19 protein-coding genes are annotated in these 22,449 nt (G+C 58.8%); 9 read left to right on the top strand and 10 right to left on the bottom strand.

Features of this window, described 5'->3' with window-relative positions; genetic code table 11:
* The first annotated feature begins 9 nt into the window (after window positions 1-9).
* Window positions 10-768, top strand: a complete 759-nt coding sequence (kduD, locus tag FHS83_RS04275) for a 2-dehydro-3-deoxy-D-gluconate 5-dehydrogenase KduD (RefSeq protein WP_167081244.1) — start codon at window positions 10-12, stop codon at window positions 766-768.
* Window positions 769-867: 99 nt separating this feature from the next.
* Here the strand turns inward: kduD and FHS83_RS04270 are convergent, their stop codons facing one another.
* From FHS83_RS04270 to FHS83_RS04250, 5 genes are all read right to left on the bottom strand, one after another.
* A complete protein-coding gene (locus FHS83_RS04270; RefSeq protein WP_167081242.1) occupies window positions 868-3,036 on the bottom strand; it encodes an outer membrane beta-barrel family protein in 2,169 nt (722 codons plus the stop codon).
* Between the two features lie 193 nt (window positions 3,037-3,229).
* Complete coding sequence (locus FHS83_RS04265; RefSeq protein ID WP_167081240.1) at window positions 3,230-4,630, bottom strand: glycoside hydrolase family 28 protein; 1,401 nt, start codon at window positions 4,628-4,630, stop codon at window positions 3,230-3,232.
* A gap of 175 nt (window positions 4,631-4,805) precedes the next feature.
* Complete coding sequence (locus FHS83_RS04260; protein ID WP_167081238.1) at window positions 4,806-5,918, bottom strand: pentapeptide repeat-containing protein; 1,113 nt, start codon at window positions 5,916-5,918, stop codon at window positions 4,806-4,808.
* 22 nt (window positions 5,919-5,940) lie between these two features.
* Window positions 5,941-6,363, bottom strand: coding sequence for a hypothetical protein (locus tag FHS83_RS04255; RefSeq protein ID WP_167081236.1), 423 nt, complete (start codon window positions 6,361-6,363; stop codon window positions 5,941-5,943).
* A gap of 243 nt (window positions 6,364-6,606) precedes the next feature.
* A complete protein-coding gene (locus FHS83_RS04250) occupies window positions 6,607-8,166 on the bottom strand; it encodes a carboxylesterase/lipase family protein (protein ID WP_167081234.1) in 1,560 nt (519 codons plus the stop codon).
* Between the two features lie 460 nt (window positions 8,167-8,626).
* Between FHS83_RS04250 and FHS83_RS04245 the strand changes: the two genes are divergently transcribed.
* The 6 genes from FHS83_RS04245 (at window position 8,627) to msrA (ending at window position 16,518) form a co-directional block, all read left to right on the top strand.
* Window positions 8,627-11,560: a TonB-dependent receptor gene (locus FHS83_RS04245; protein WP_167081232.1), complete on the top strand. Its 2,934-nt coding sequence runs from the start codon at window positions 8,627-8,629 to the stop codon at window positions 11,558-11,560.
* A gap of 253 nt (window positions 11,561-11,813) precedes the next feature.
* Complete coding sequence (locus FHS83_RS04240) at window positions 11,814-12,626, top strand: 2-keto-4-pentenoate hydratase (protein ID WP_167081230.1); 813 nt, start codon at window positions 11,814-11,816, stop codon at window positions 12,624-12,626.
* A gap of 42 nt (window positions 12,627-12,668) precedes the next feature.
* Complete coding sequence (locus tag FHS83_RS04235; protein ID WP_167081229.1) at window positions 12,669-13,979, top strand: MFS transporter; 1,311 nt, start codon at window positions 12,669-12,671, stop codon at window positions 13,977-13,979.
* Window positions 13,980-14,078: 99 nt separating this feature from the next.
* Window positions 14,079-15,239 (top strand): DUF2914 domain-containing protein, encoded by a 1,161-nt coding sequence (locus FHS83_RS04230; RefSeq protein WP_167081227.1) that lies wholly within the window; start codon window positions 14,079-14,081, stop codon window positions 15,237-15,239.
* Between the two features lie 71 nt (window positions 15,240-15,310).
* The gene (gene msrB / locus FHS83_RS04225; protein WP_167081226.1) at window positions 15,311-15,838 is read left to right on the top strand and encodes a peptide-methionine (R)-S-oxide reductase MsrB; all 528 of its coding nucleotides are present in this window, start codon (window positions 15,311-15,313) and stop codon (window positions 15,836-15,838) included.
* Between the two features lie 14 nt (window positions 15,839-15,852).
* Window positions 15,853-16,518, top strand: a complete 666-nt coding sequence (gene msrA / locus FHS83_RS04220; protein WP_167081225.1) for a peptide-methionine (S)-S-oxide reductase MsrA — start codon at window positions 15,853-15,855, stop codon at window positions 16,516-16,518.
* A 4-nt stretch (window positions 16,519-16,522) separates the two neighbouring features.
* Here the strand turns inward: msrA and zwf are convergent, their stop codons facing one another.
* The gene (zwf, locus tag FHS83_RS04215) at window positions 16,523-17,962 is read right to left on the bottom strand and encodes a glucose-6-phosphate dehydrogenase (protein ID WP_167081224.1); all 1,440 of its coding nucleotides are present in this window, start codon (window positions 17,960-17,962) and stop codon (window positions 16,523-16,525) included.
* A 107-nt stretch (window positions 17,963-18,069) separates the two neighbouring features.
* Window positions 18,070-19,395 (bottom strand): MFS transporter, encoded by a 1,326-nt coding sequence (locus FHS83_RS04210; protein ID WP_208414219.1) that lies wholly within the window; start codon window positions 19,393-19,395, stop codon window positions 18,070-18,072.
* A 259-nt stretch (window positions 19,396-19,654) separates the two neighbouring features.
* On the opposite strand from FHS83_RS04210, the gene FHS83_RS04205 reads away from it, so the two are divergent.
* Window positions 19,655-20,392 carry a YwaF family protein gene (locus tag FHS83_RS04205; RefSeq protein ID WP_167081223.1) on the top strand — a complete coding sequence of 246 codons (738 nt, stop codon included), beginning with the start codon at window positions 19,655-19,657 and terminating at the stop codon, window positions 20,390-20,392.
* Here FHS83_RS04205 and FHS83_RS04200 read toward each other — a convergent pair.
* Window positions 20,365-21,039: an SDR family oxidoreductase gene (locus FHS83_RS04200; protein WP_167081222.1), complete on the bottom strand. Its 675-nt coding sequence runs from the start codon at window positions 21,037-21,039 to the stop codon at window positions 20,365-20,367. The two genes, FHS83_RS04205 and FHS83_RS04200, sit on opposite strands and share 28 nt — an antisense overlap.
* Window positions 21,040-21,108: 69 nt before the next feature.
* Between FHS83_RS04200 and FHS83_RS04195 the strand changes: the two genes are divergently transcribed.
* Window positions 21,109-21,825 (top strand): TerB family tellurite resistance protein, encoded by a 717-nt coding sequence (locus FHS83_RS04195; protein WP_167081221.1) that lies wholly within the window; start codon window positions 21,109-21,111, stop codon window positions 21,823-21,825.
* Window positions 21,826-21,828: 3 nt separating this feature from the next.
* Here FHS83_RS04195 and FHS83_RS04190 read toward each other — a convergent pair whose 3' ends face one another.
* Together FHS83_RS04190 and FHS83_RS04185 are read right to left on the bottom strand one after the other, a co-directional pair.
* Window positions 21,829-22,014: a hypothetical protein gene (locus FHS83_RS04190; protein WP_167081220.1), complete on the bottom strand. Its 186-nt coding sequence runs from the start codon at window positions 22,012-22,014 to the stop codon at window positions 21,829-21,831.
* Window positions 22,015-22,134: 120 nt separating this feature from the next.
* The gene (locus FHS83_RS04185) at window positions 22,135-22,443 is read right to left on the bottom strand and encodes a hypothetical protein (protein WP_167081219.1); all 309 of its coding nucleotides are present in this window, start codon (window positions 22,441-22,443) and stop codon (window positions 22,135-22,137) included.
* Window positions 22,444-22,449 lie beyond the last annotated feature (6 nt).

Genomic DNA, 22,449 nt, shown 5'->3' with positions numbered 1-22,449 from the left:
AAAAGCATAATGACCAATCCTTTCAGCCTTGAAGGCAAAGTTGCTCTCGTTACCGGCGCCAATACTGGCCTTGGTCAGGGCATCGCCGTGGCGCTGGCCGAAGCGGGTGCCGATGTTGCCATCGCCGGTTTCGTGCCGCCGACCGAAACGCTTGAGATCATCAAGAAGCTCGGCCGCAAGACCGTCGACATCAACGCCAACCTGATGAGCATCGAGCCGGTGCAGCGCATCGTCGACGAGACCGTCGCCGGTCTCGGCAAGCTCGACATCCTGGTCAACAACGCCGGCCTCATCCGCCGCGCCGACTCGACCGAGTTCTCCGAAAAGGACTGGGATGATGTGATGAACGTGAACATCAAGGCCGCCTTCTTCATGGCGCAGGCCGCTGGCAAGCAGTTCATCAAGCAGGGCACGGGCGGCAAGATCATCAACATCGCCTCCATGCTCTCGTTCCAGGGCGGCATCCGCGTGCCGAGCTATACCGCTTCCAAGAGCGGCATCGCCGGCATCACGCGCCTGCTCGCCAATGAATGGGCGTCCAAGAACATCAACGTCAACGCCATCGCGCCGGGCTATATGTCGACCGACAACACCCAGCAGCTGCGCGAAGACGCCGAACGCTCCAAGGCGATTCTGGATCGCATCCCGGCTGGCCGCTGGGGTCTGCCCTCCGATCTCGCCGGTGCGGCGGTGTTCCTCTCGGCCAAGGCCTCCGATTACGTCAACGGCGCCATCATCCCGGTGGATGGCGGCTGGCTGGCGCGCTGATCCAGATCCTGGTGCGGGACGTTTCTAAAACGTCCCAACGTTCCCGTTTCTCTACCTTCACCCCTGTCCGGCAACGGGCAGGGGTTTTGTTTCGAGAACTTACTGTCCCCCGCCCGGTCCCATACCGCCTTGCGCGCCACCGCTGGCTGGCTCGACATCCTTGGCGCCGCCGAAAGTATAGACGAGGCCGAAGTAGAAGACTCGGCCAGGATTGCTGCGGTTGCTGACTTGGTGCAGTCCCGGAGAATCCAGCACCATGCCGCGGTCCCATGAATCGAACAGGTTGTTCACCGAAACCACCGCCGCAAAGCCGCCCTCGAAACGGTGCCGCAGCCCCAGATCGCCGGACAATGTCGGGTTTGTATAGCCTTGGGAAAAACGCTGCTTGCCCGCATAATTGATGTTGAGCTGCAGGCTATCTTCCGGCAGCGGCTGCCATTCGAAGCCGCCTTTGATATTCCAATTCATACCCGATTGCTTGGTGCCAATCCCTTGGGCGCCGGGATTGAATTCGCTGTACGACAATGCGCCGGAGCTTTTCAGGTTAAGGCCCGGCAGCAGCGTGGCATTGACATTGGCTTCCACCCCGCTCGCCATGCGATGGGCAAGATTATCCGTCGTCGTCAGAAGCACTGTGCTGGAAAGGTAGCGATAGACATTGGCAAAGCCATGATAGGTGGCCCGGTAAAAGCCGGTCACCATCACATCCGATGTCTCACCGATATGGTGATAGGATGTTTCATAGGCATCCACCGCCTCGTTTTGGAGCAGCGGATTTCCCGCCCAGACACTGAACGCGTCGTTGGAATAGCGCGCCGGATTGAGGGAGTCGAGTTGCGGCCGGTTCAGGCGGCGGCTGTAGGAAAGCGTCACCAGATTGGTGTCGGTCAGGGCATAGCTCAAATGCAGGCTGGGATAGAGGCCGAGGGCTTTTGTGTCGTGCACCTCGCCAGTGGTTTTGAGATCGGTATGGAGAAAATCTTGCTCCAGCCGCAGACCCGCCTTCACGCCGAAGGCACCGAATTTCTGCTCATAGCTGAGATAGCCGGCATGCACGCTGCGATCGAGCGCGAAAAGATTGGTGAAACCGTTATCGCTTGCCCAATCGGATAATGTGGGATCGCGCCATAAGCCGAGCGCGTCGGTGAGGTTGGTGTCGATTTGCAGAGCATAGCCGGTTTTGAACTTGCCCTTTTCGCCTAGCGGTAGCTCGTAATCGGCTTCAAGCCCGGTATGGGTCTCATGCCCTCTCGAGCGGCGGCGCTGCCAGTAATCGGGCGTACCCCCAACAAGATTTGTGTAATCAGAGCCGCTGCGGCTCCACGATATGTAATGGGAGAGGTCGAGGTGAAAGCTCTCGTCTTTGTCCGCGAATTTGTGGCGGTAGCCGGCTTCTCCGCCTGCGTTCTCGCTGCCCCAGGTGGAATAGCCGTCGCGCAGCATATCACTGCCCGCGGCGATATTGTTCTCGGTCGAACCGTAATGCCCGGCCCAGGCACCGTAATTACCGCTAAGTTGAAACTCGTCTTTGCCTGCATCGGCGGTCGCGGCAAGATAGGTCCAGCGTCCGGAATAGGCCGATCTGCCGGTCATGGCTTGGGAGGAAGTGGTGTTGGTGCCATCAGTGCGCACGACGGAGGAAACGGAGCGGCGTCCGTCGCGCCGCTCGCCATAGCCGCCGTTGAGATGCACTGGTCCTAGCTTCACATTGCCTGTCGCCGACGCGTTTAGGCGCCCGCGGTCACCCACATTCACCCGCACGATGCCGGAAGAAACCAGCTCGCGGTCTTTGCGCAAAACGATGTTGATGATGCCCGCCGAGCCTTCGGCGCGAAATTCCGCTGAAGGATTGGTGATCACTTCCACGCGTTCGATCATGCTGGCCGGAATCTGCTGCAAGGCATCGGCCTTGTTCCCGGCAAGTAGCGGCGATTTCTTGCCGTCAATCAGGATCGTGACATTCTGATCGCCCCGCAGCGAAACATTGCCGTCGATATCGACATCGAGCGAGGGCAGGTTGCGCAAGATATCGCTGATGGAACTGGTCGAGCTTTGGATGTTCTTGTCGAGGGAATAGACCGTGCGATCCGCCAGTACCTGCACACTCGGTCGTGTGCCCGCAACGGTGACGGTCTCTTTGGCCTGTTCTTTTGCAGTTTCTTTTTTGCTTTCTGATTTGGTCGGGGCTTTCGCGGTTTCTTCCGCTAATGCCGGAACCGCAAATGTCAGCGCCAAGCCACCGCAGCAAAGCTGCCGAAACCAACCCATAAGCCCCCCAATGCCGTCCCAAGATGAGTCGCAGCTTCATCCGCTGCGGCAATGTTCTCAACTTAAACTTGCTAAACGAATTTGCCGTAATGCCGCGGACATCGCGCCGCCAGAGCCGCCCAGCCACGGCCTATCAGCCCGCAAATGACCGGGCGAAAGAATGGTTTGAGGTCTTCCTATTCGAACCTGGTTATCACTCCGGCCAAGGCACAAAGCGGGACGCGCAGCTTGCCGAGCCGGTGGCTTTGCCGGGCGCGCCTGTCAGTGTCACGTCATTATCCGTGGGCGGGGCGATATTGCTGCCGCCCGCGCCATAGGTGATGTCGGTATGCGCGGCGATGTATTTGTACTTCGCCGTTTCGGCGTCGCTCAGGAAAACCCCATCCAGCAGCGGCTGGATGCGATGATCGTTGTCATAACCGTCAAACGAGATTTCGCCGCCGCCGGAAATGGTGACATCCTTGAAGGTGAGGGCGCGATAGGTGGGAAGGCGCCCGCCGGAGCGGCCTGCGTAATGGGTGGTCAGCTCAATCGGGCGCGGGGAATTGCGGATGCAGACATCCTCATAACGAACATTCTCAACAAGCCCCCCGCGATCGGCTGAGGATTTGATGCGAATGCCGGAATCGGTTCCGTCCAGCGTCAGATCGGTCACCAGGATGTTGGAGACACCTGCATAGGTTTCCGAACCGATGGACATGCCATGGCCCCAATAGAAATGGTTGTGGCTCACGGTCATGTTCGTCACGCCGCCACGGCCAGAGCCTTTGATGGCGATATTGTCGTCGCCTGTGCGGATATAAGAACGGGTGATGGTGATATTCCGCGCGCCATTGCCGGGATCGATGCCGTCGGTGTTGTGCGAGAGAGGGCGGGCGCTCCTCGGCTCTCGCTTGGGCGCTTCCACCTTCACGCCCCACACCGTGAAGCCGTCGCCGCCATTATAGGTGACATTGAAGTTCTGCGAGTTTTTGATGGTGATGCGATAAAGGGTGAAGTTGTCGGCGCGGTCAGCCACCACCATGCGGAAAAGCCCGCGCTCCTTACCTTCATATTTCTGGGCGATATCCCAGGCGCTGACGCCAAGGCCAGGAATGGTAATGCCCGCGCGTCCGTCCAGCACGCCGTCACCCATGATGCCCGCATCCGAAACATCGTCGACACTGATGAAGGGTTTACAGGCAGCCTTGATGCCGGGCCGGACGATGCCGCAGCTTCCCGGCGTCACATCGAAGTCTTTGAAATTCAGCGAGGCGAAAACGGTGGTGCCTTTGTCCACCACCAAAGTCACGCCGCTACGCAGCTTCAGCGGACCAGACAAGAACGCATTCGCCGCACCCGCGGCTTTCAAGACAACTGCCTTGCCCCGGTCACAGGAATCGATCGCGCGTTGAATGCGATAGGTGTCGGGCTTTGCCTCGTCCGCGAGGGTGAGGCTTTGATATGCGCCATCCTTCACGGCGGTGAGCCCGGCCTGCAAGGTTGTGCAGGCGGGCGGGATCACTGGCTCCGTCACGTGGCGCGCGTCCTGGGCCGCGGCGGGAACTGTGGCCAAGATCAGGGTTGCTGAGGCCAGCAATGAGGATTTCAGCATCGGCACTTCCTGTGTGAGCGGAGAACGCCGATGAAGCACGGGCCCATACACATTGCCAAGGGGGCGCAGACGCACGCGCGCGTTTGTGACAATTCTTGCCAAAGACCAACGCGCGCAAAAAGAAAGGCCGGGACAAGCACGGCCTGAAGTTCGCGAGGTGGGTGTCGAAAAGAAATCAGCAACTGCCGAGCGGCGCCGAGAGCCCGGCCTGCGCGATCATCTTGGCATGGCGCTGCAATTGGGCGGGCGCGTGCCCATCGGTATCGGCCGAGAAACGCTTGACCTTGCCATTGCAGAGTGTCAGGTCGCCAATCTTGGCATCCTTGAAACTCGCATGGGAGAGTTTTGCGCCGGAGAAATCCGTGCCCGAAAGATCCGCGCCATCGAAATTGGCGACTCTGAGATCGGCACCATCCAAATGCGCGGCCTGCAACTGGCAGCCGGAGAAATCGACGCCGTACGCGATCACGCGGCGGGCCGAAAGACCGGCGAGGCAGAGCCCTTTCAGGCTCTTCGCCAAGGGGCGCAGGTCTTCGCCATCAATCATTGCAGGGCGGCCTTTCTTGCCGCCGGAGACAAACCATTCATGATGGGCCCACAGCGCGGTCAGCACGGGTTTGGCGCGTTCGAGCGCATCCGGGCTCGGCGGGCGCAGCGCCTGCTCCAGCGCGCGGCTGCTGAGATCGTCGAGATGCACGCCCGTCATCACCGCATTGCGAAAGCAGGCATTGCGCAAGCGCGAGCCGCGGAAGGCTGCACCCTCGATCGAGGCATCAGTGAAGTTGGCATTATCAAGCTTGGTGTTGCGAAAGCTTGTGTAGCGCAGCATGGCTTGGGAGAAATCCACCGCACCGAAAGGGGACTCGCTGTGGGAGTTGCCCTGAAACTTCACCGTATCGCCCATATAGAGAAGGCTCGCCGGGCGAAGGTCCGCCTGGTCCAGGATGGCATGGGAAAGATTGGCCCCTTTGAAGGATGCCCCTCTAAGGTCGGCGTGATCGAGCCTGGCGTTGCGCAGATCGCAGTCGCGCAAATCGGCGCAGAAGAGGCTGGCATGGGCGAGGTTGACACCGCGAAGATCGGCACCGCGCAGCGAGGCGCAGGAAAGATCGGCTTCCGAGAGATCGCGCCCGGCCATCATAAGTCCATCCAATTTGGCGGAAGGAAGCCTTGCGCGAAGTCCTCGGCGGTGGGTGACGTAATGCTGGTGATCGCCAATGATCTTATGAAGATCGGCCTGGGAAATATTGGCCGGGAGAATATCTTTAGTGAGAACGGCAGCGGTCATCAGGAACTGTCTTTCTTCTTGTTCAGCAGGCTTTGCGGCCGCGGGCGACATCGGCAAGACGCATGGCGGCAGGGCTGATGGGGGCACCGAAGGCGAGGTCCCAAATGCAAGCCAGCAGGCGATGGCCGCAATCGGCATTCTCGTCTTCAAAGGCGAAGAGGTCGGCGGCGACCAGGATGAAGCTCGCCCAATCGGTCAGTTTGGCTTCGTCGTCTTTGACATTCATGAGCCCTTCGGCGAGATCGGCGGTCGAGACTCGCAAGGACAGAAGCTTGGTGTTTGCGGTATTGGCGCCGAACGTGCCGATGCGAATGCTTGCGACGGAAAGCTCATGCACCGGCAACTCGCCGCGCACCATGGCCCGCAACACAGAGGAATCGATGGCGGCCTTGGGCGGGGTGCTGTGGCTCTTTTCGCCGTGGCTGTAAGATCCGTCCATATACATCGAAAAGCTCCATCGCGGGGTATGCGAAGGAGGTGTTTGCAGGAAGCGTGCCGATCCAATCCGCCGCGCAACGCCTCGATAATCAGTGTTAAAAAAGTCTTACCAGATATCCGACCGGCTGCTTCTGCCCGGCATTGTCGAGTTCGCAAGGCATGATTTGCCGGAGCATTTTAGGAAAAGCCGCGAGAGCAAAAAAAGGGCGCCGCAACGGGCGCCCTCGGTGAAATACCTATCTGCGTGCGCTCAGGTTCCTTGCTGGATGAACGGCACTTTTTCAAAGAGCTTGCGCTCACGCCCGCGCGGATCCTTTTCCAGATGCGGCGGCAGATCGAAGACCATGGTTTCGCGCTCCGCCATGGAATAGGGCGTCCAGGATGGAATGAGCGGGTTATTGGGACTGCCGGTCTTGGCGAAGGCGATGAAGGTCTCGCTCATCATCGCCGCCATCTTGCGAGCGTGCTCGCTATTGCCCGTGGCAGCACCTTCTTTGTCGGTGTTGTCGAAGACCAGCGGAATATCGGTCGTGTGCATGGCACGGCGGCGTTCGTCCGGTGTCGCCCAATCGACTTGATAGGCATAAGCGGGTGTGCCCGCCTTGGCGCGTTCCTCCGCCTCGATAATCGCGGCACGCCAAGAACGGCTCGCGGTGGTAGCAAGGAAGAATAGATCGGTCGGCGAGATGCCCGTAAACCAGCTCTTATACTGCTCGATCACCACGCTCGGCAGAATGTCCACACGCATGTTTTTGGCGAGGCGCTCGGGCAATTCCTCCCAAGTGAGTTTGTAGACGCCCGGATCAGAGATGAAGGCGCGTGTCTCATCATGGGTATTGCCGATCATCATCGGGATGTTCGCGCTCTGAGCGGGCGCATCCGGATAGAATGGGTGACGCAAGAGGTGCTTCATATCCAGCACCGGCCCGAAATAGACCCCGCCCGAGCCAATGATCGGGTCCTTGGTGGAGAGAGCCGCGACCAGCTTCTCTTGGGGTAGGGTTTTAAGCTCGCCCAAATTGGCTTTCGTGATGCCGAGCGTTTTGAGGAATGCTTCTGTGCGTTCCTGGGCGTGCAGGGGGCCTGATGCCGTCACTTGTTGTCCGCTCATCGTGGCGGCACGATGGAAAAGGCCTTTCGCGGCGGGCATGGCCATCATGGTGGCGATTTTGGCCCCGCCGCCCGATTGGCCGAACACCATCACGCGCGAAGCATCGCCGCCGAACGCTGCAATATTCTCCTGCACCCATTTCAGCGCCAGAAGGATGTCGAGTTGTCCCACATTGCCGCTATCAGCGTAACGGCTGTCGAGATGGGCGAGATAGAGATAGCCAAAGGCGTTGAGGCGGTGGTTGATCGTGACCACCACGACATCGCCGCGCTTGGCGAGGTTGACGCCGTCATAGATCGCGGCGGAGCCAGAACCGCCAGAATAGGCGCCGCCATGGATGTAGAACATCACCGCGCGCTTGGCCTTGCCGCCGATCTCCGGCGTCCAGACATTGAGATAAAGGCAGTCTTCGCTTTGGTTCGGCTCGTTGGTGGCCTGGGGCGAGGCGGGGCCATAGGCGAGGGCTTTGCGCAAGCCGCGCCAGGGCTTGGGCGGCTGTGGCGCCTCAAACCGTGTCGCACGTGTATCGGCGCCGTAAGGAATGCCTTTGAAGGCATGGATGCCCTGCTCGGTCGTGCCTTGGACCTTGCCCGCAGAGGTCTTCACCACCGGGCTTTGGGCTCCTGACGCCCCTGTGGTGAGTACGCCCGCAGTCAGGCCCGCCAAAAGAAGGGATCGTCTGTTAGTCACCGGTGTCATTTCAGCGCCTGATTATTTTCAAGGGGTTGGCTGGATGCTGAGGGTTTGAGTGCGCCCAAGGCTCGCAAGCCTTCTTCCTATGCCAATGGTCGCGCAAGTGGGTGGTCACAAATACGTGGGGTGCGCGGTAACAGCGGAACAACAGGTCGCAGCAGGGGCTCTCTTCAACTCAGAGTGAGGATATTTTAGCCAATAAATTCAATCTCTTCCCGAACGACAGCGCTAACACTAAGCGGTTGACGGTGTTGCGCTTTTGCATCTTACGGCCTGCTTTTGCCATCATTCAGCCACGCTTGCCCTTGTTGCGCCAAGGCATCGAGAGTATTGCTCGGTCACCGGTGTCAGAAATGTAGCTGACACCGGTGTCCGCGTCTCGCGGAGGAAACACCGTACAGACGCGGAAAGAACGGCAAAATAAACCGTCGCCGCGACAATTACTGGAAACAGTAGGGAGGGATTAGTGTTGAAATATTCCAATAGGATAGCTGGCTTTAAGCTCGGTGCCTCGGCCGTTGCCCTGCTGGCCGTTGTCGGCGCGGGCAGCGCCGCCTTTGCGCAAGAAGACATGGAAACCGTCGTTGTGACGGGCTTCCGCGCCAGTCTCGAAAAGGCGCTCGACCTCAAAAAGAATTCGTTGGGTTCATCTGACTCCATCCTGGCTGAAGATATCGCCAAATTCCCCGACATGAACGTGTCGGAATCCCTCCAGCGCATTCCAGGTGTTGCCATTACCCGTGACGCTGGCGAAGGCCGTCAGATCACCGTGCGCGGCCTGGGCCCGCTGTTCTCGCGCGTTCGCATCAACGGCATGGAAGCCATGTCCACCGCGGGCGGCGCTGACGCGTCGGGCGGCACCAATCGCGGCCGTTCCTTCGACTTCAACGTGTTCGGTTCGGAATTGTTCAGTGGCCTGACGGTGTCCAAATCCGCCTCGGCTTCGATGGAAGAAGGCTCGCTCGGTGCCACCGTCGATATGCACACCGCCCGCCCGTTCGATTACAGCAAGTTCGTGCTCTCTGCGGCCTACCAGCAGGGCTATAACGATTTTTCCGGCTCCGGAAACCCGCGCGGTTCTTTCCTGATCTCCGATGTGTTCGGAAACGGCCATTTCGGTGCGCTGTTCTCAGCGGCCTATACGGTGCGCCACACGATTGAATCAGGCGCGTCGACGGTTCGCTCGTCCAACACGTCCAATACCGTGGTGCAGGTCGATTCCGCCGGTACAAAGGCGGCTCCGATTATGCCGCGTATTCCGCGCTATGAAATCTATCGTGGCGGTGAAAAGCGTTTGGGCATGTCCTCGACGCTGCAATGGCAGCCCGATGACGTTTCGCTGGTGACACTGTCGGCCTTGTTCTCCGATTTTGCCTCGCAGCGCGAAGAAACGCAGCTCGAAATCCAGTCGCAGAAGTACGGCACGCCGACCAAATTCGCTGATCAGGTCTATGTCCCGGCCGGTTCGCGCTATTGGCAGCCGCTGCTCAAGTCCAACGGCGCAGCTCTGCGTACGGAACACCGCCTGGATCAACTCGACACTCGCTTCATGCAGGTGACCCTGGAAGCGAACCACTCCTTCACTGATAAGTTCAAAGCCAATCTGCATGTCGGCTGGTCGGAATCGCATCACCGCAATCCGCTTCAGGATTACATCATGCTCGATCTCGCGGGCGTGAATAACTATTCCTACGACTTCACCAATGGCGCTTACGGCAACTGGAATCCGACGCTCACCTACGGCACGGCCCAGTTTGACGTGTCGAGCCTGCCTACGACGACGCCTGCTGATGGTATCACTAGCGGCAAGACCACGAACTGCACCGCCGGCGCAAATTGCTGGTATGTCTCGAGCTTCCGCCGTCGTCCGCAGTACAACTACAACAGCTTCCGGTCGATCTCGACGGACTTCGAATATGCCGCCACCAATTTCTTCACTGTGACCGGCGGGTTTGATTTCAAGAATTACGGCTTCCGTACCCAGTCGTTGCGCATGTCGACCGGCGAAGGCACAGCCTCTGCCGGCACGAGCCAGGAAGCCTATTCGAACGGCTATGGCACCATCGCCAGCCCTGGCTATTACGGCAGCGCAACCACCTCGGGCACTTTCGCCTATGCGGTCCAGCACACCAAGATTTCCGACATCGCGACCATGGTGAACTTGCCATACAAGGTGCCGGGCGCAACGCCGACTTCTTGGCTGGTAGCAGATTTCGGCAAAGCGCAGGATCTCTGGAACTACCAGAATCTTCTGTCTGTCGGCCCTGGTCCTGACCTCGGCAACAACCGCAGTCTTCGCGAGAACGATTATGGCGGCTGGTTCCAGGCTGCCTGGACCACCGAGCTTTACGGCATGCCGCTGCGCGGCGATGTTGGCGGTCGGTATGTCAACACGCAGGTCCGCGCGGTTGCTTATGGTCTGACACCGACTGGCACCTTCGTGCCGACGGAATCTTCTACCGGCTATCACGACTTCCTGCCGTCCTTTAACGCAGTGTTGGAGCCGAGCGAGGAATTCCTCGTGCGCTTGAATATGGCCCAGGTCATGAGCCGCCCGGATCTCGGCAGCCTCGCTGGCGATTATCTGTCGGTCTCCGGGTCGTCGCGTTCAGTCAATATCGCCAATTCGAGCCTGAAGCCGTTCCGCGCCAACACGGTCGATCTGGCGTTTGAATGGTATTATGGCAAGGGCGCGATGCTGTCGGTAGCCGGCTTCTACAAGAAGCTTGGCACCTTCATTTCGTCCTATAAGACGAACCTCCTGCCGGACGCTTCGGGCAATATCAACTTTACGCTGCCTTCCTACGTTACGGGCGTGAACAAGGTGATCTCGGCGGCCAACCTGCAAGCTGCTTGCGGTGCCACCGCTGGCTGCACCAACGCATCCTGGTCCGTGACTGAATCGATCAACACGCCCGGCGGCTCGCTCGATGGCGTGGAAGTCAACTGGCAGCAGCCTTTCTCCTTCCTGCCAGCGCCGTTCAACAATTTCGGCACCACGGCCAATGCGACCTGGGTGGAATCGAGCGTCTGCTACATCATTGGGACGTCCTGCACCTATCGTGCGCTGAACAACCAATCGCGTAACAGCTACAACACCACGCTGTATTACGATGATACGGTGTTCCAGGCTCGTGTTTCGGCCTCTTACCGCAGCCACTACTTCATGTCGCTGCCAGCCCAGTACAATGACTACGAAGCTTCAGACGACACGTTCAATGTCGACGCGTCGGCCAGCTACAAGGTCAACGATCATATCATGGTCACCTTCGATGCCCTGAACCTGACCAACCAGCATCAGAAGCAGTACACGGGCTATTTCGACAGCAGCAACAAGTACATGTACGTCAACCACATGACCGGGACCGACTACTATCTCGGGATCAAGTACGACTTCTAAACTCAGTCCTCTTCCTACAGCAGCGCCGGGGGGAATCCCCCCGGCGCTTTTTCTTTAGCGGGGGGCCTGCTGGGAGGCTCGGCGCAGTGGTTAACGGAGCATCTAAAGGACTTTTAGCCCGCTCTTACGGTCGCAGTCCGGCGGTGTTTTGTTGAATATGACACCGGTTTCCTCTAAACCTGCTTCGGCCCTTAATTGGGGCGGAGCAGAAACAACAAACACACGAACAAAGTTTCGGTAAGCGGAGCATGTCATGGAGGCCATTCGGAAGGCGGATACAGCCGTCGCAGAGCAATTCGTTTCGGCGCGATTGAAAGCGGCCGCTCTTCCGGAGTTCCCCGGCACGCTGCCGCAGGATCTCGATGCGGCTTACCTCATTCAGGATGCCGCGATCGATATTTTCCCCGACGAGATTGCGGGCTGGAAGATTGGCGGCATTCATCCGTCGTTGCGTGAGGCTCTGGGTGCAAAAACGTTAGGCGGTCCAGTTTTTCGCAAGGATGTACGCTACGCGGCGCCCGGCGGAACGGTGGAGTATGGCATGTATTCCGGCGGTTTTGCCGCCGTTGAAGCCGAATACATGTTCGAAATTGCCGAAGACGCGCCGGTCGGCAAGACGAGCTATACGACCGCGGATGCGATGGCGCTAGTGAAGCGCATGATTTGCGGCATCGAAACGGCCGGCAGCCCGCTTGCCACCATCAATGTCGTCGGCCCGCTCGCGGTTGTTTCCGATTTTGGTAACAACAACGGCGTTATCATTGGGCCTGAAGTTCCTAATTGGCGCGACCGAGTGTTGTCGGAATTGACCTGCGAGACTTTCATCAACGGTAAATCCGTGGGCACGGGCGCGGCTGCCAATATCGCTGGCGGACCGATCGAACCTTTGCGCTTTATTGCTGAACTCTGCGCCAAGCGGGGCCGCCCCCTGAAGGCGGGCATGATCATTACCACCGGTGCGATCACGGGCATTCATGACGTTGTTCCCGGCGAGCTGGCGCGCGTCGAATTCAAGGGGCTGGGCGCCGTGCAGTGTGTGGCCACGTCGCTGAAAGCTCGCTCATAAGGCAGGGCCTCGAGACCCTGCTGTGACGGGGAGTAGAGACGAATGGCGAATGCGGAGCGCCAACCCGCAGGATTAGACATATCAACGCCTCCGGCCGGTCTCAAACCGGCCGGATGGTGCCGCTGGATCGTCTGCGGCCTGCTATTCGCAGCTACAGTGCTCAACTATATCGACCGGCAGACGATCGGGTTTCTCCAGCCGGTTATGGCCGCCCAATATGGCTGGCGGCCCGAGGAATATGCCGACACCGTGATGTGGTTCATGATCGCCTATGCGGTCGGCTACTTCATTTTCGGGCGCATCATTGATCGTGTCGGCGCCAGGCTAGGCTATGCCGCGGTCGTCGGGCTTTGGACCTGTGCCCAGCTGAGCTGCGCCTTTGTGGGCTCTCTTGGGGCGTTCAAATGTGCCCAAGCCGCGCTGGGTTTCGGGCAATCGGGGAATTTTCCCGCCGCCCTGAAGGCCGTGGCGGAGTGGTTCCCGCAACGCGAGCGGGCGCTGGCGAATGGCGTATTCAACGCGGGCACCAATATCGGTGCTGTCATCACCCCAGTTCTTGTACCCGTGATCATGTTGAGCTTCGGCTGGCGCGCGGCATTTCTGATGACGGCTTCGCTCAGCGTCGTATGGCTCGCCGTGTGGATCGTTTTCTTTCGCAATCCTCGGCGCAGTAAATATGTCAGCAAGGACGAGCTCGCCTATATCGAGAGTGGTATTCGCGCGCCGCAGAAGTCCGCATCCTGGCTGACCTTGCTTGGATATAAGGAGACCTGGGCCTTCGCGACGGGAAAATTCCTCACTGACCCGGTTTGGATGTTCTACCTCTTCTGGCTGCCCACCTATTTTGTGAACACCTACCATCTCAAGGTGCAGTTCATCGCTGCGCCGATGGTGGTGATCTATTTGATCTCCGATCTCGGCTCGATCGCCGGGGGATGGGTGTCCTCGCGCATGATTGCGCGCGGGGCGAGCGTGAATGTGGCGCGCAAATTCACTATGCTGATTTGTGCCTGCTGCGTGCTGCCCGTGGCCTTCGCGACGCTCTATATCCACGATCTCTGGGCGACCACCATTATCATCGGAATCGCCACCGCGGCGCATCAGGCGTTTTCGGCCAATCTCTATACCATCCCCTCCGATACGTTCCCGCCCGAAGCGGTCGGCACCGTGGCCGGTATTGGCGGCACGGCGGGGGCCATCGGCGGCATTCTGATGACCATCGGCGTGCGTGAGGCTTTGCGCCTCACCCACAACTACACCCCTGTTTTCATTGTGGCTGGCTTCATCTATTTCTTTGCCGCGATGGCAATCCACTGGCTGACGCCGCGGCTGAAAATGGTGAAATTGGCGTAATTTCGCATTTTTGCGCGAATCGCAATGTAAAGCGGACCCATTAGAGCGCCTATGCGAGGGGGCGGCGGGGCTAAAAGCGCCCAGTCGCGGATGTGAGCCATGCTGAAGAAATCGATCGATCGCTGGAAGGGCAAGCTCAAGACCTATGAGCGGCACATCTCTGCCGCGGCGATGCTGGGCGGCTTTGCCTTCGATAGCTTCGCCTATGGCCGCGTGGATCACGCCGTCACCCAGACCCTGCTGATTGTCTATCTCGGTGTTGCTGCGCTCTCCACCGGTCTGCTGCATTGGCTTGAAGCGCATGATGAGTGGGATCACTTCGTCGTGCGCAATCTGCGCGCCTATTTGCCGGCGCTGACCCAATTTGTGCTTGGCAGCTTATGGAGCGCCTTCCTCGTCTTTTACGCCCGCAGCGGCACCGTCGCGGCGTCCTGGCCATTTCTCATCGTTCTTGCGGCCATCTTCATCGGCAACGAGGTGTTCTCGAAATATTACGCGCGGTTGATCTTCACGACCACGCTGCTCTATTTCGCCCTGATCTCCTATGCCGTTTTCATGGTGCCGGTATTCACTCATACCATCGGCAAAATCACCTTCATGCTGTCGGGCGCCGCCGCCACACTTCTGTTCGCGGGCTTTCTCTGGGTGTTGGGCAAACTCAGCCAGGCGCGTTTTGGTGAGGTGAAATGGAAAATCGCAGGGGCGGCGCTCTGCGTCTATCTCGCGCTGAACGGGCTTTACTTCCTTAATGTGCTGCCGCCGCTACCGCTCGCGATGCAGACATCCGGCGTCTATCAGGCGATTTGCAAGGTGCCCGCTCGCAAAGGTGCGCCGCATTGCATTGGGGAGATCGCTGCTTCCGAGACCCCGCGGGTCGGCAAAGTTTATTATGCCGCGCTGGAAGAGCCGCAGTCCTGGATGACCTGGCTTGGCTTTCCACGCACGGTGCACATCGAAGAGGGCAAGCCCGTAGTGGTCTTCGGTGCAATCTTCGCCCCGGTCAATCTCAACACGTCCGCGCAATATCTCTGGCAGCATTATGATGAGGCCGCAAAGGAGTGGAAAACGGTGCAGAAGCTCGAACTTGGGCTTCGTGGTGGACGAGACAAGGGGTATCGCGGCTACACCTTCAAATCCGCGCCGGAGCCTGGCCGCTGGCGCGTGGATTTCGTCACGGTGGATGGTCGCCTCATTGGCAGGGTTGGCTTTACGGTAGAAAGCGGCTCCCCTCCGCAAGCTCTCAAAAACGTAACCCTTTAAGCGGGGCTGTTCTGTAACCGGTTTGCCTCGGCCTTCGTATTGCTGTTTGATGCACATACGAAAGGTGAGCCGTGAACCGACGCGCCCTTTTTGCGACAGCGGGAGTAACCGCACTCACCGGATGGATATATCCGGTCTCCGCCGATGACCTCGTGGAAATCGAGGAGTTTTCCGCGTCCGGCGCCTCACTCGGCCACCGAGGCCTGGGCAAAATCCGCAAATCCGATGCGGAGTGGCGCGCCGCGCTTTCTCCGCTGGCTTTCGATGTGACTCGACATGAAGGTACCGAACGTGCCTTCACCGGGCCGGGATGGAACAACCATTCCGACGGCCTATACCGTTGCGTTTGCTGTGAAACCGCTCTGTTCGACGCGCGCACGAAGTTCGAATCCGGCACCGGCTGGCCGAGCTTCTACCGCCCCATTTCCCGCCTGAATGTGCGCGAAACCCGCGATACGTCGTTGTTTGAGGTTCGCACGGCGGTGTCCTGTGCGCGCTGTGATGCTCATCTCGGCCATGTTTTCGGTGATGGTCCAAGGCCCACGGGCCTGCGTTATTGCATGAATGCGGTGGCGCTCCATTTCGTACCGCGCGCCTGAAAGGAAGAAGAACCATGTTAAAATATCTGGCTCTCGCCTTTCTCGCCGCTTTCTCCGCTGTTTCGGCCGAAGAAACCAGCCGCCCCTTACCGCGCCCGGCGCTTGATCTTCCTCCTATCCCGCCACAGCAGGCGGTGTTTGCGGGCGGCTGCTTTTGGGGCATGCAAGCCGTTTTCCAGCACGTCAAAGGTGTCAAGGAAGTGCTGGCGGGCTATTCCGGCGGCTCGGGAAATTCGGCGCGTTATGAGGCGGTAAGCTGGGGCAATACCGGCCACGCCGAAGCCGTGCGCATTCTCTACGACCCCCAAGTTGTTTCGTTTGGACGGTTGTTGCAGGTGTTCTTTTCGGTGATGGACCCGACCACCCGCAATTATCAGGGCCCGGACGAGGGAAGCCAGTATCGCTCAGCGGTATTTGCAGCCGATGACAATCAGCGCCGCGTTGCCGAAGCTTACATCGCTCAGCTCAGTCAGGCGCGCGCCTTCTCACGCCCCATTGTGACGGAAGTATCTGCGCTCCGCGGCTTTTACCCTGCGGAGCCCTATCATCAGGATTATCTGATCAAGCATCCGAATGACCGCTATATCGTGATCAATGATCTGCCGAAAATCTCGGCGCTGCAGCGGTTCTATCCAGATTTATATGAGGAGCGCCCCGTCACCGTGGCGCTCCGGCGCTAAAGTGTTATTCGGCCCAGGAAAAGCCATGGCGCTCGGTCAGCGCGAAAGCGCTGGACGGGCCCCAGGTGCCCGCCGAGTAGGGCAGGCACTTCATATCACGTTCTTTCCAGCCAGCGGCGATCCTGTCGATCCAGCGCCATGCGGCTTCCACCTCATCGCGGCGCACGAACAGGAAGGTTGAGCCTTTTAAGGCATCAAAGATCAAGCGTTCATACGCGATACGCCGCCGCTTGGTGCGGAAAGCTTCGATGAGGTTGAGGTCGAGCGTGACCGGCTTCAAACGTACCGCTTCCAGCTCGGGCGTTTTGTTCATGATCTGCAGCGCGATCTCTTCCTGAGGCTGCAGGCGAATGATCAGGCGGTTGGGCAGGTTTTCCGTGCGGTGGAAGATCGAATGCGGCACGGGGCGGAACTGCACCACGATTTGCGTCGTGCGCGCCGGCATGCGTTTGCCGGTGCGCAGGAAGAAGGGCACGCCCGCCCAACGCCAATTGTCGATATGCGCGGCAATGGCAACGAAGGTCTCGGTGTCGGAATTACCGCCACCAGCTTCTTCGCTATAGCCGGGCACCGCGCCTTGCTCGGTATAGCCCTTGCGGTACTGACCGCGGACCGTCTCGCGTTCCACTTCGCGTGCGCCGATGGGGCGGAGCGAATGCAGCACCTTCACCTTCTCGGTGCGCACCGAATCCGCATCGAGCGCGGCGGGCGGCTCCATCGCGATCAGGCAAAGGAGCTGCAGCATATGGTTCTGAACGACATCGCGCATGGCGCCATAGGAATCGTAATAGGACCAGCGCCGTTCCACGCCCACCGTTTCGGCGACCGTAATCTGCACATGCTCGATATTGTCTTTGTTCCAGACGGGCTCGAATAGCGTGTTGGCAAAGCGCAGCGAGATCAGATTCTGCACCGTGTCTTTACCAAGATAATGGTCAAGGCGATGGATGCGCTCTTCGGGGAAGGCTTGGGCGAGGGCCGCTTCGATATCTTGTGAGCTCGCAAGATCGTGCCCAATGGGCTTTTCGATAGCGATGCGGGTTTGTGATTGCACCAGGCCTGCGTCGCGCAAGTTTCGCGCGATCACGCCAAAGAAGTCCGGCGAAGTGGAAAGATAAAAGAGCTCGATCGAGAAGCCTTTCAGTCGTTCCGAAATCTTTCCGTAAGTGGAGGTTTGCGTTGCATCCCCATCAACATAGCAAAGCCGCTGCACAAAACGGGCCCAGGTCGCCTCGTCGTAATCAGCGCCAGCCTTCTCGCGCATCATTTTCTGAACTTCGTCAGCGAAGCTGGCATCGTCATGGCGCGCGCGTGCAACGCCGAGGATCATCAATTCTGGCTCTAAATGTCCTTCTTTGTCCAAAAAGAACAGCGAGGGAAAAATCATCTTCAGCGCCAGATCACCGGTCGCACCGAAGATAACCATCACTTTTTTGTCGGCCATTACGTATCCCACTAAAGAAACAGGCCGGGGAGTGTTCCCCGGCCTGCGGCAAATGGCAATCTAGCTTGAACTATTCCCCTAAGGGAATGGCCAAATATTTATGCGCTCTAGAATTGCGCGGGTTTCAATCGCGGCGAAAGCGTGTGGATGACCAGCACCGCTACGACATAAATAAGGCCGGCAACCAGGAAGACCACTGAGTAGCCGCCGAGGCCCGACAGGGCACGTGCCACGCCATGGGCCATGATGATGCCGCCGATCGCGCCGGAGGTCCCGCCGATACCTGAGCAACGGCCAACCGCTTCTTTCGGCATCAGGTCCGTGGTCAGGGTCATCAAGTTCGCCGAGAAGGCCTGATGTGCCGCCGCCGCGATACCAATGACAGTGATCGTAAACCAAAGGTTGGTGCTCAGCATGGTCATGAAGCCGACCGGCAAGACGCAGGCGGCGCAGATCAGCAGGCTGAACTTGCGGGCCTTATTCACGGAGAGCCCCGATTTGATCATCGCCGAGCTCATCCAGCCGCCGAGGACCGAACCAAAGTCGGAAATCAGGAAGATCAGGATAATGGGCAGCTGCACGCCGAGGAAAAGCCCATAATCCTTGAGATAGGCACTGGTGAAATAAGAGGGCAGCCAGAAGGAATAGAAGAACCAGACCGGATCGGTCAGAAGCTTGCCAAGTCCATAGGCCCAGGTCTCACGCTTCAGGAGAACGCGGCTCCAGGGCAGCTGCTTCACCGGAACGATGGGGTCGCTTTCGATATAAGCAAGTTCTTCCTTGCTCGTGAAACGGCTTTCGGCAGGCTTGGAATAAAAGGGAATCCACACCAGCAGCCAGAGGATCGAGAGCAAGCCCGTCGCGACGAAGGCCCACTGCCAACCGAAGGCAAGCAGGACGAAAGGCACGATCAGCGGAGTCAGGATAGCGCCCAGATTCGAGCCTGCATTGAACCAACCAATGGCGAGCGAACGTTCGCGTTGCGGGAACCATTCGGCGACAACCTTCAGCGCCGCCGGGAAGTTACCGCCCTGGCCGAGGCCAAGCACAGCCTGGCTGAGCATGAAGCTGACCAGCACGTACTGAACAGGCAAAAAGCCGATGAGGGCGCAGCCGACATGGGCCAGGGTCCAAACGGTGACGGCGATCATGTAGCCGCGCTTGGCGCCGAGTTTGTCGATGATCTGGCCGAAGAGCAGGAAGCCGATGGCGTAAGCGAACATGAAGAACTGGACTACGCTGGCATAGTCGTTCTCAGTCCAGTGGTATTGGGCGGTCAGCGACGGCCGCAAATACCCGATGGTCAGCCGGTCCACATAGAGCAGGCTGGTTGCGGTAAAGATCAGTCCGCAAACCACCCAGCGGTACCAACCGCTGGCTTTCACGGGTGTGGGCCCTGCTTGTGCTACAGCGCCTTCAGACTTACTCATCATCACTTCTCCCTGTGGGCGGGGTTAGCCGCCGTATCTTTGAACCCCGGATCGCGGGCTTTGCCCGTCTTCCCCGTCCAACTGCCGTTCTATTCGATAGCACAGCAGTTTAATCCTCACGAGGTCGCGAATGCCGCTGCTGGAGATTCGCTTAAGCCCATGAGAAATATGTGCTATTTTGACGCTCGCGAAGCCGTGATCTGGTCTCGCGCGCCGACAGTCTGGCTAAATTTGACACCGGTGGACTTTTTGGAGGGGGAAAATGGGAATTGCAACGGCTCCTTTTCAGGTCTTCGGTCCCTCTCACAAACTTGTGCTGTTTCTCATCGTCGCGCTGCCGGTCGCCTTAGCGCTCTTGGTTCGCTTTTTGCCAAGTGCTCGCCTCGCGAGAGCCATCCGCTATGGTTTCGCGGCGGTGATCGCCGGGTGCTGGCTCTGCTGGTATGTGATGTTCACAAAGATGGGCTGGATCGATCTCGGCAACGCCTTGCCGCTTGATCTTTGCAGCTGGGCGGCTATCGCCACCATCATCGCCCTCCTGGCCAAGAGCCAGAAGGCTTATGACCTAGCATGGTTCTGGGCCATGGCGGGCACCGTGCAGGGCATCGTCACGCCCGATATCCGCTACGATTTTCCCAATTTCCAATTCATCGAGTTCTCGTTTTTCCATGGCGGGATTATTGCGGCTGTGCTGTTTTTAACCCTCGGCCAGGGTATGCGCGTCTATTCGCGCGCCATTCCGCGTGTGATCTCCTGGTCCTTCCTCTACATGGCGGTGGCGGGTCTTGCCGACTGGCTCTTGAAGGTGAATTACGGCTTTCTGCGCGCCAAGCCGGGTCACGCCTCGCTTTACGACCTGATGCCCGCCTGGCCCTGGTATATTCCCGTCGTGGTACTGCTCGCGCTTGTTTCGATCGGGATTTGCTATCTGCCTTTTGCGTTGCTGGATGGCGCTCTCTGGTTGAAACGGCGCTACCAGCCGATTTCGCGACCGAGATAGTCGACGAAGTGCCCGTTCGTTTTTGGGCTTAATTCTGCGATGCGCACCCTTAGTCCTTTCACACTGTCGAAAGGTGAAAGGGTAGCGCCTGGGCCGCCCATATCCGTCCGGACCCAACCTGGATGCAGGAGGGCAACCATGATGCCATCCTTTTTCCATTCCAGCGCGATCGTATGCGCGACCATATTCAGCGCAGCTTTTGACGCGCGATAAGCGACAAAGCCGCCGCTGGAATCGCTGATTGATCCCATTTTGCTGGTGAGCAGAGCGAGTTTTTTCTCTCGCCCCGCCAGAAGATTGGGTTTCAGGGCTTGCGCGAGGCGGAGGGGCCCCAAGGTATTGACCCGCATTGTGTCGAGGAATGCCGCAGGCGAAATACGTTCTGTGCTTTGCTCTTCGGGGCCATAAACGCCAGCATTCGAGATCACGATATCGATTGGCACGTCCCCCAGGCTTGCCGCCAGCCGCGCGATCGATTCGTCATGCGTAACATCAAGCCGTTCGACCCTCACGTCGAGCGCGGCAAGCGCCTCGGCCTTTTCCGGGTGGCGGCAGCAGGCGATCACTTCTGCGCCCTCTGCGTCGTATTGCTTGGCGAATTCCAGGCCAATGCCGCGATTGGCGCCCGTGATCAGCACTGTCTTCATGTCTCACCCTTCCTATCTGGCACGAGGGAGAGTTGTAATTCTAGCGCGTTTGCCGTTTAGGTTCACCTCATGTCCATATGGGGCAAAATCGGTGGTGCGGCAGCAGGCATGCTGGTGGGCGGTCCCTTGGGGGCGGCTCTCGGCGTGGTGGCCGGTCATTACCTTTTCGACCGTATGGACATGAGCAATGGCGATCCTGGTGTTGCCTTCACCATCGCGATGATTGCGCTTGCCGCCAAAATGGCCAAGGCCGATGGCGTGGTCACCGAAGAGGAAATCGAAACTTTCGAGCGGATATTCCGGGTCCCCCCGGAACAGCTTGGCACGGTGCGCCGCTTCTTCGATCTCGCCCGTCAGGATACGGCGGGATACGAGGCCTATGCCGCGCAAATCGCACGGCTTTATGCAGGTCAGCCCGCGGTGCTGGAAGATATTCTCGACGGTCTTTTCGAGATTGCCGCTGCCGATGGGGTGATGCATCCGGCGGAGGAGGCTTTTCTGGAGCGGGTCGGCGAGATTTTTGGCTTTTCGCCAGGCGAGTTCCGTCGCATCCGCGCCTCACATGTGCCGCCTGACGCCGCTGATCCCTATGTCGTCTTGGGTGTCGGCTATGATGCAGGCGCAGATGAAATTAAGCGCACCTATTACCGTCTGGTGCGGGAAAATCATCCCGACAGCCTGATCGCCCGCGGCGTGCCTGGCGAGTTCATCAAGATCGCGACCGACAAGCTTGCCGCCATCAATGTCGCTTACGAGAAGATCCTCTACGAGCGCGGCCTCAACTAGTGCCTAGATCGAACAGCGCGGATTAAGCTCGTCAGCCACAGCCAGCCAAAATGCCTGTTCTTCGGCATTGCCCTTCTGCGCGGCCTCTTCCGCGCGCGCGCGGGCATGGCGTCGCGCGCCAAGGCCGTGGCTGGCAGATAATTCATTCGCTTTGCGCCCTACCGCCACAGGATCGGGTTTCGGCTCCACCGGATACTCCCCTGATTTTCTTGACCTTTGCTCGGCTGTGACAGGCTCCGCAACAAATTTCGGGACGCAGCCCTTGAACTTTGATGAGTTATTGATGATATATGTATCATCAATAACTCATCAAAACACTAAGGAGTATGTATGAGCAAAATCGGAGTTGGAGTCGGAGAGGATTTCCCGGTCGCCGAAGACGTCAACGAAACATCTGAAAACAATCAGGAAAATTGCCGGCATGGGCGTCATGGGCGGGAACGCTGGGGTCATTTCCGGCACAAAATGCGGGAGCTGCGGGCGGCCCGTCATGCATTCCACCATCACCATGGCGATGCCGAGGATATGATGGCTCATATCCGTGCCCATCACCTCAAAGGTCTGCTGATCGGCGGTCTCGCGCTGATTGGTGCGGCGGCGATCCTCTCTGCCCTTCATTCCCGG

The organism is Rhizomicrobium palustre (genome assembly GCF_011761565.1).
Taxonomy (GTDB): domain Bacteria; phylum Pseudomonadota; class Alphaproteobacteria; order Micropepsales; family Micropepsaceae; genus Rhizomicrobium; species Rhizomicrobium palustre.
The sequence above is the reverse complement of the archived record's forward strand: the minus strand, read 5'-3'. Positions and strand labels throughout refer to the sequence as shown.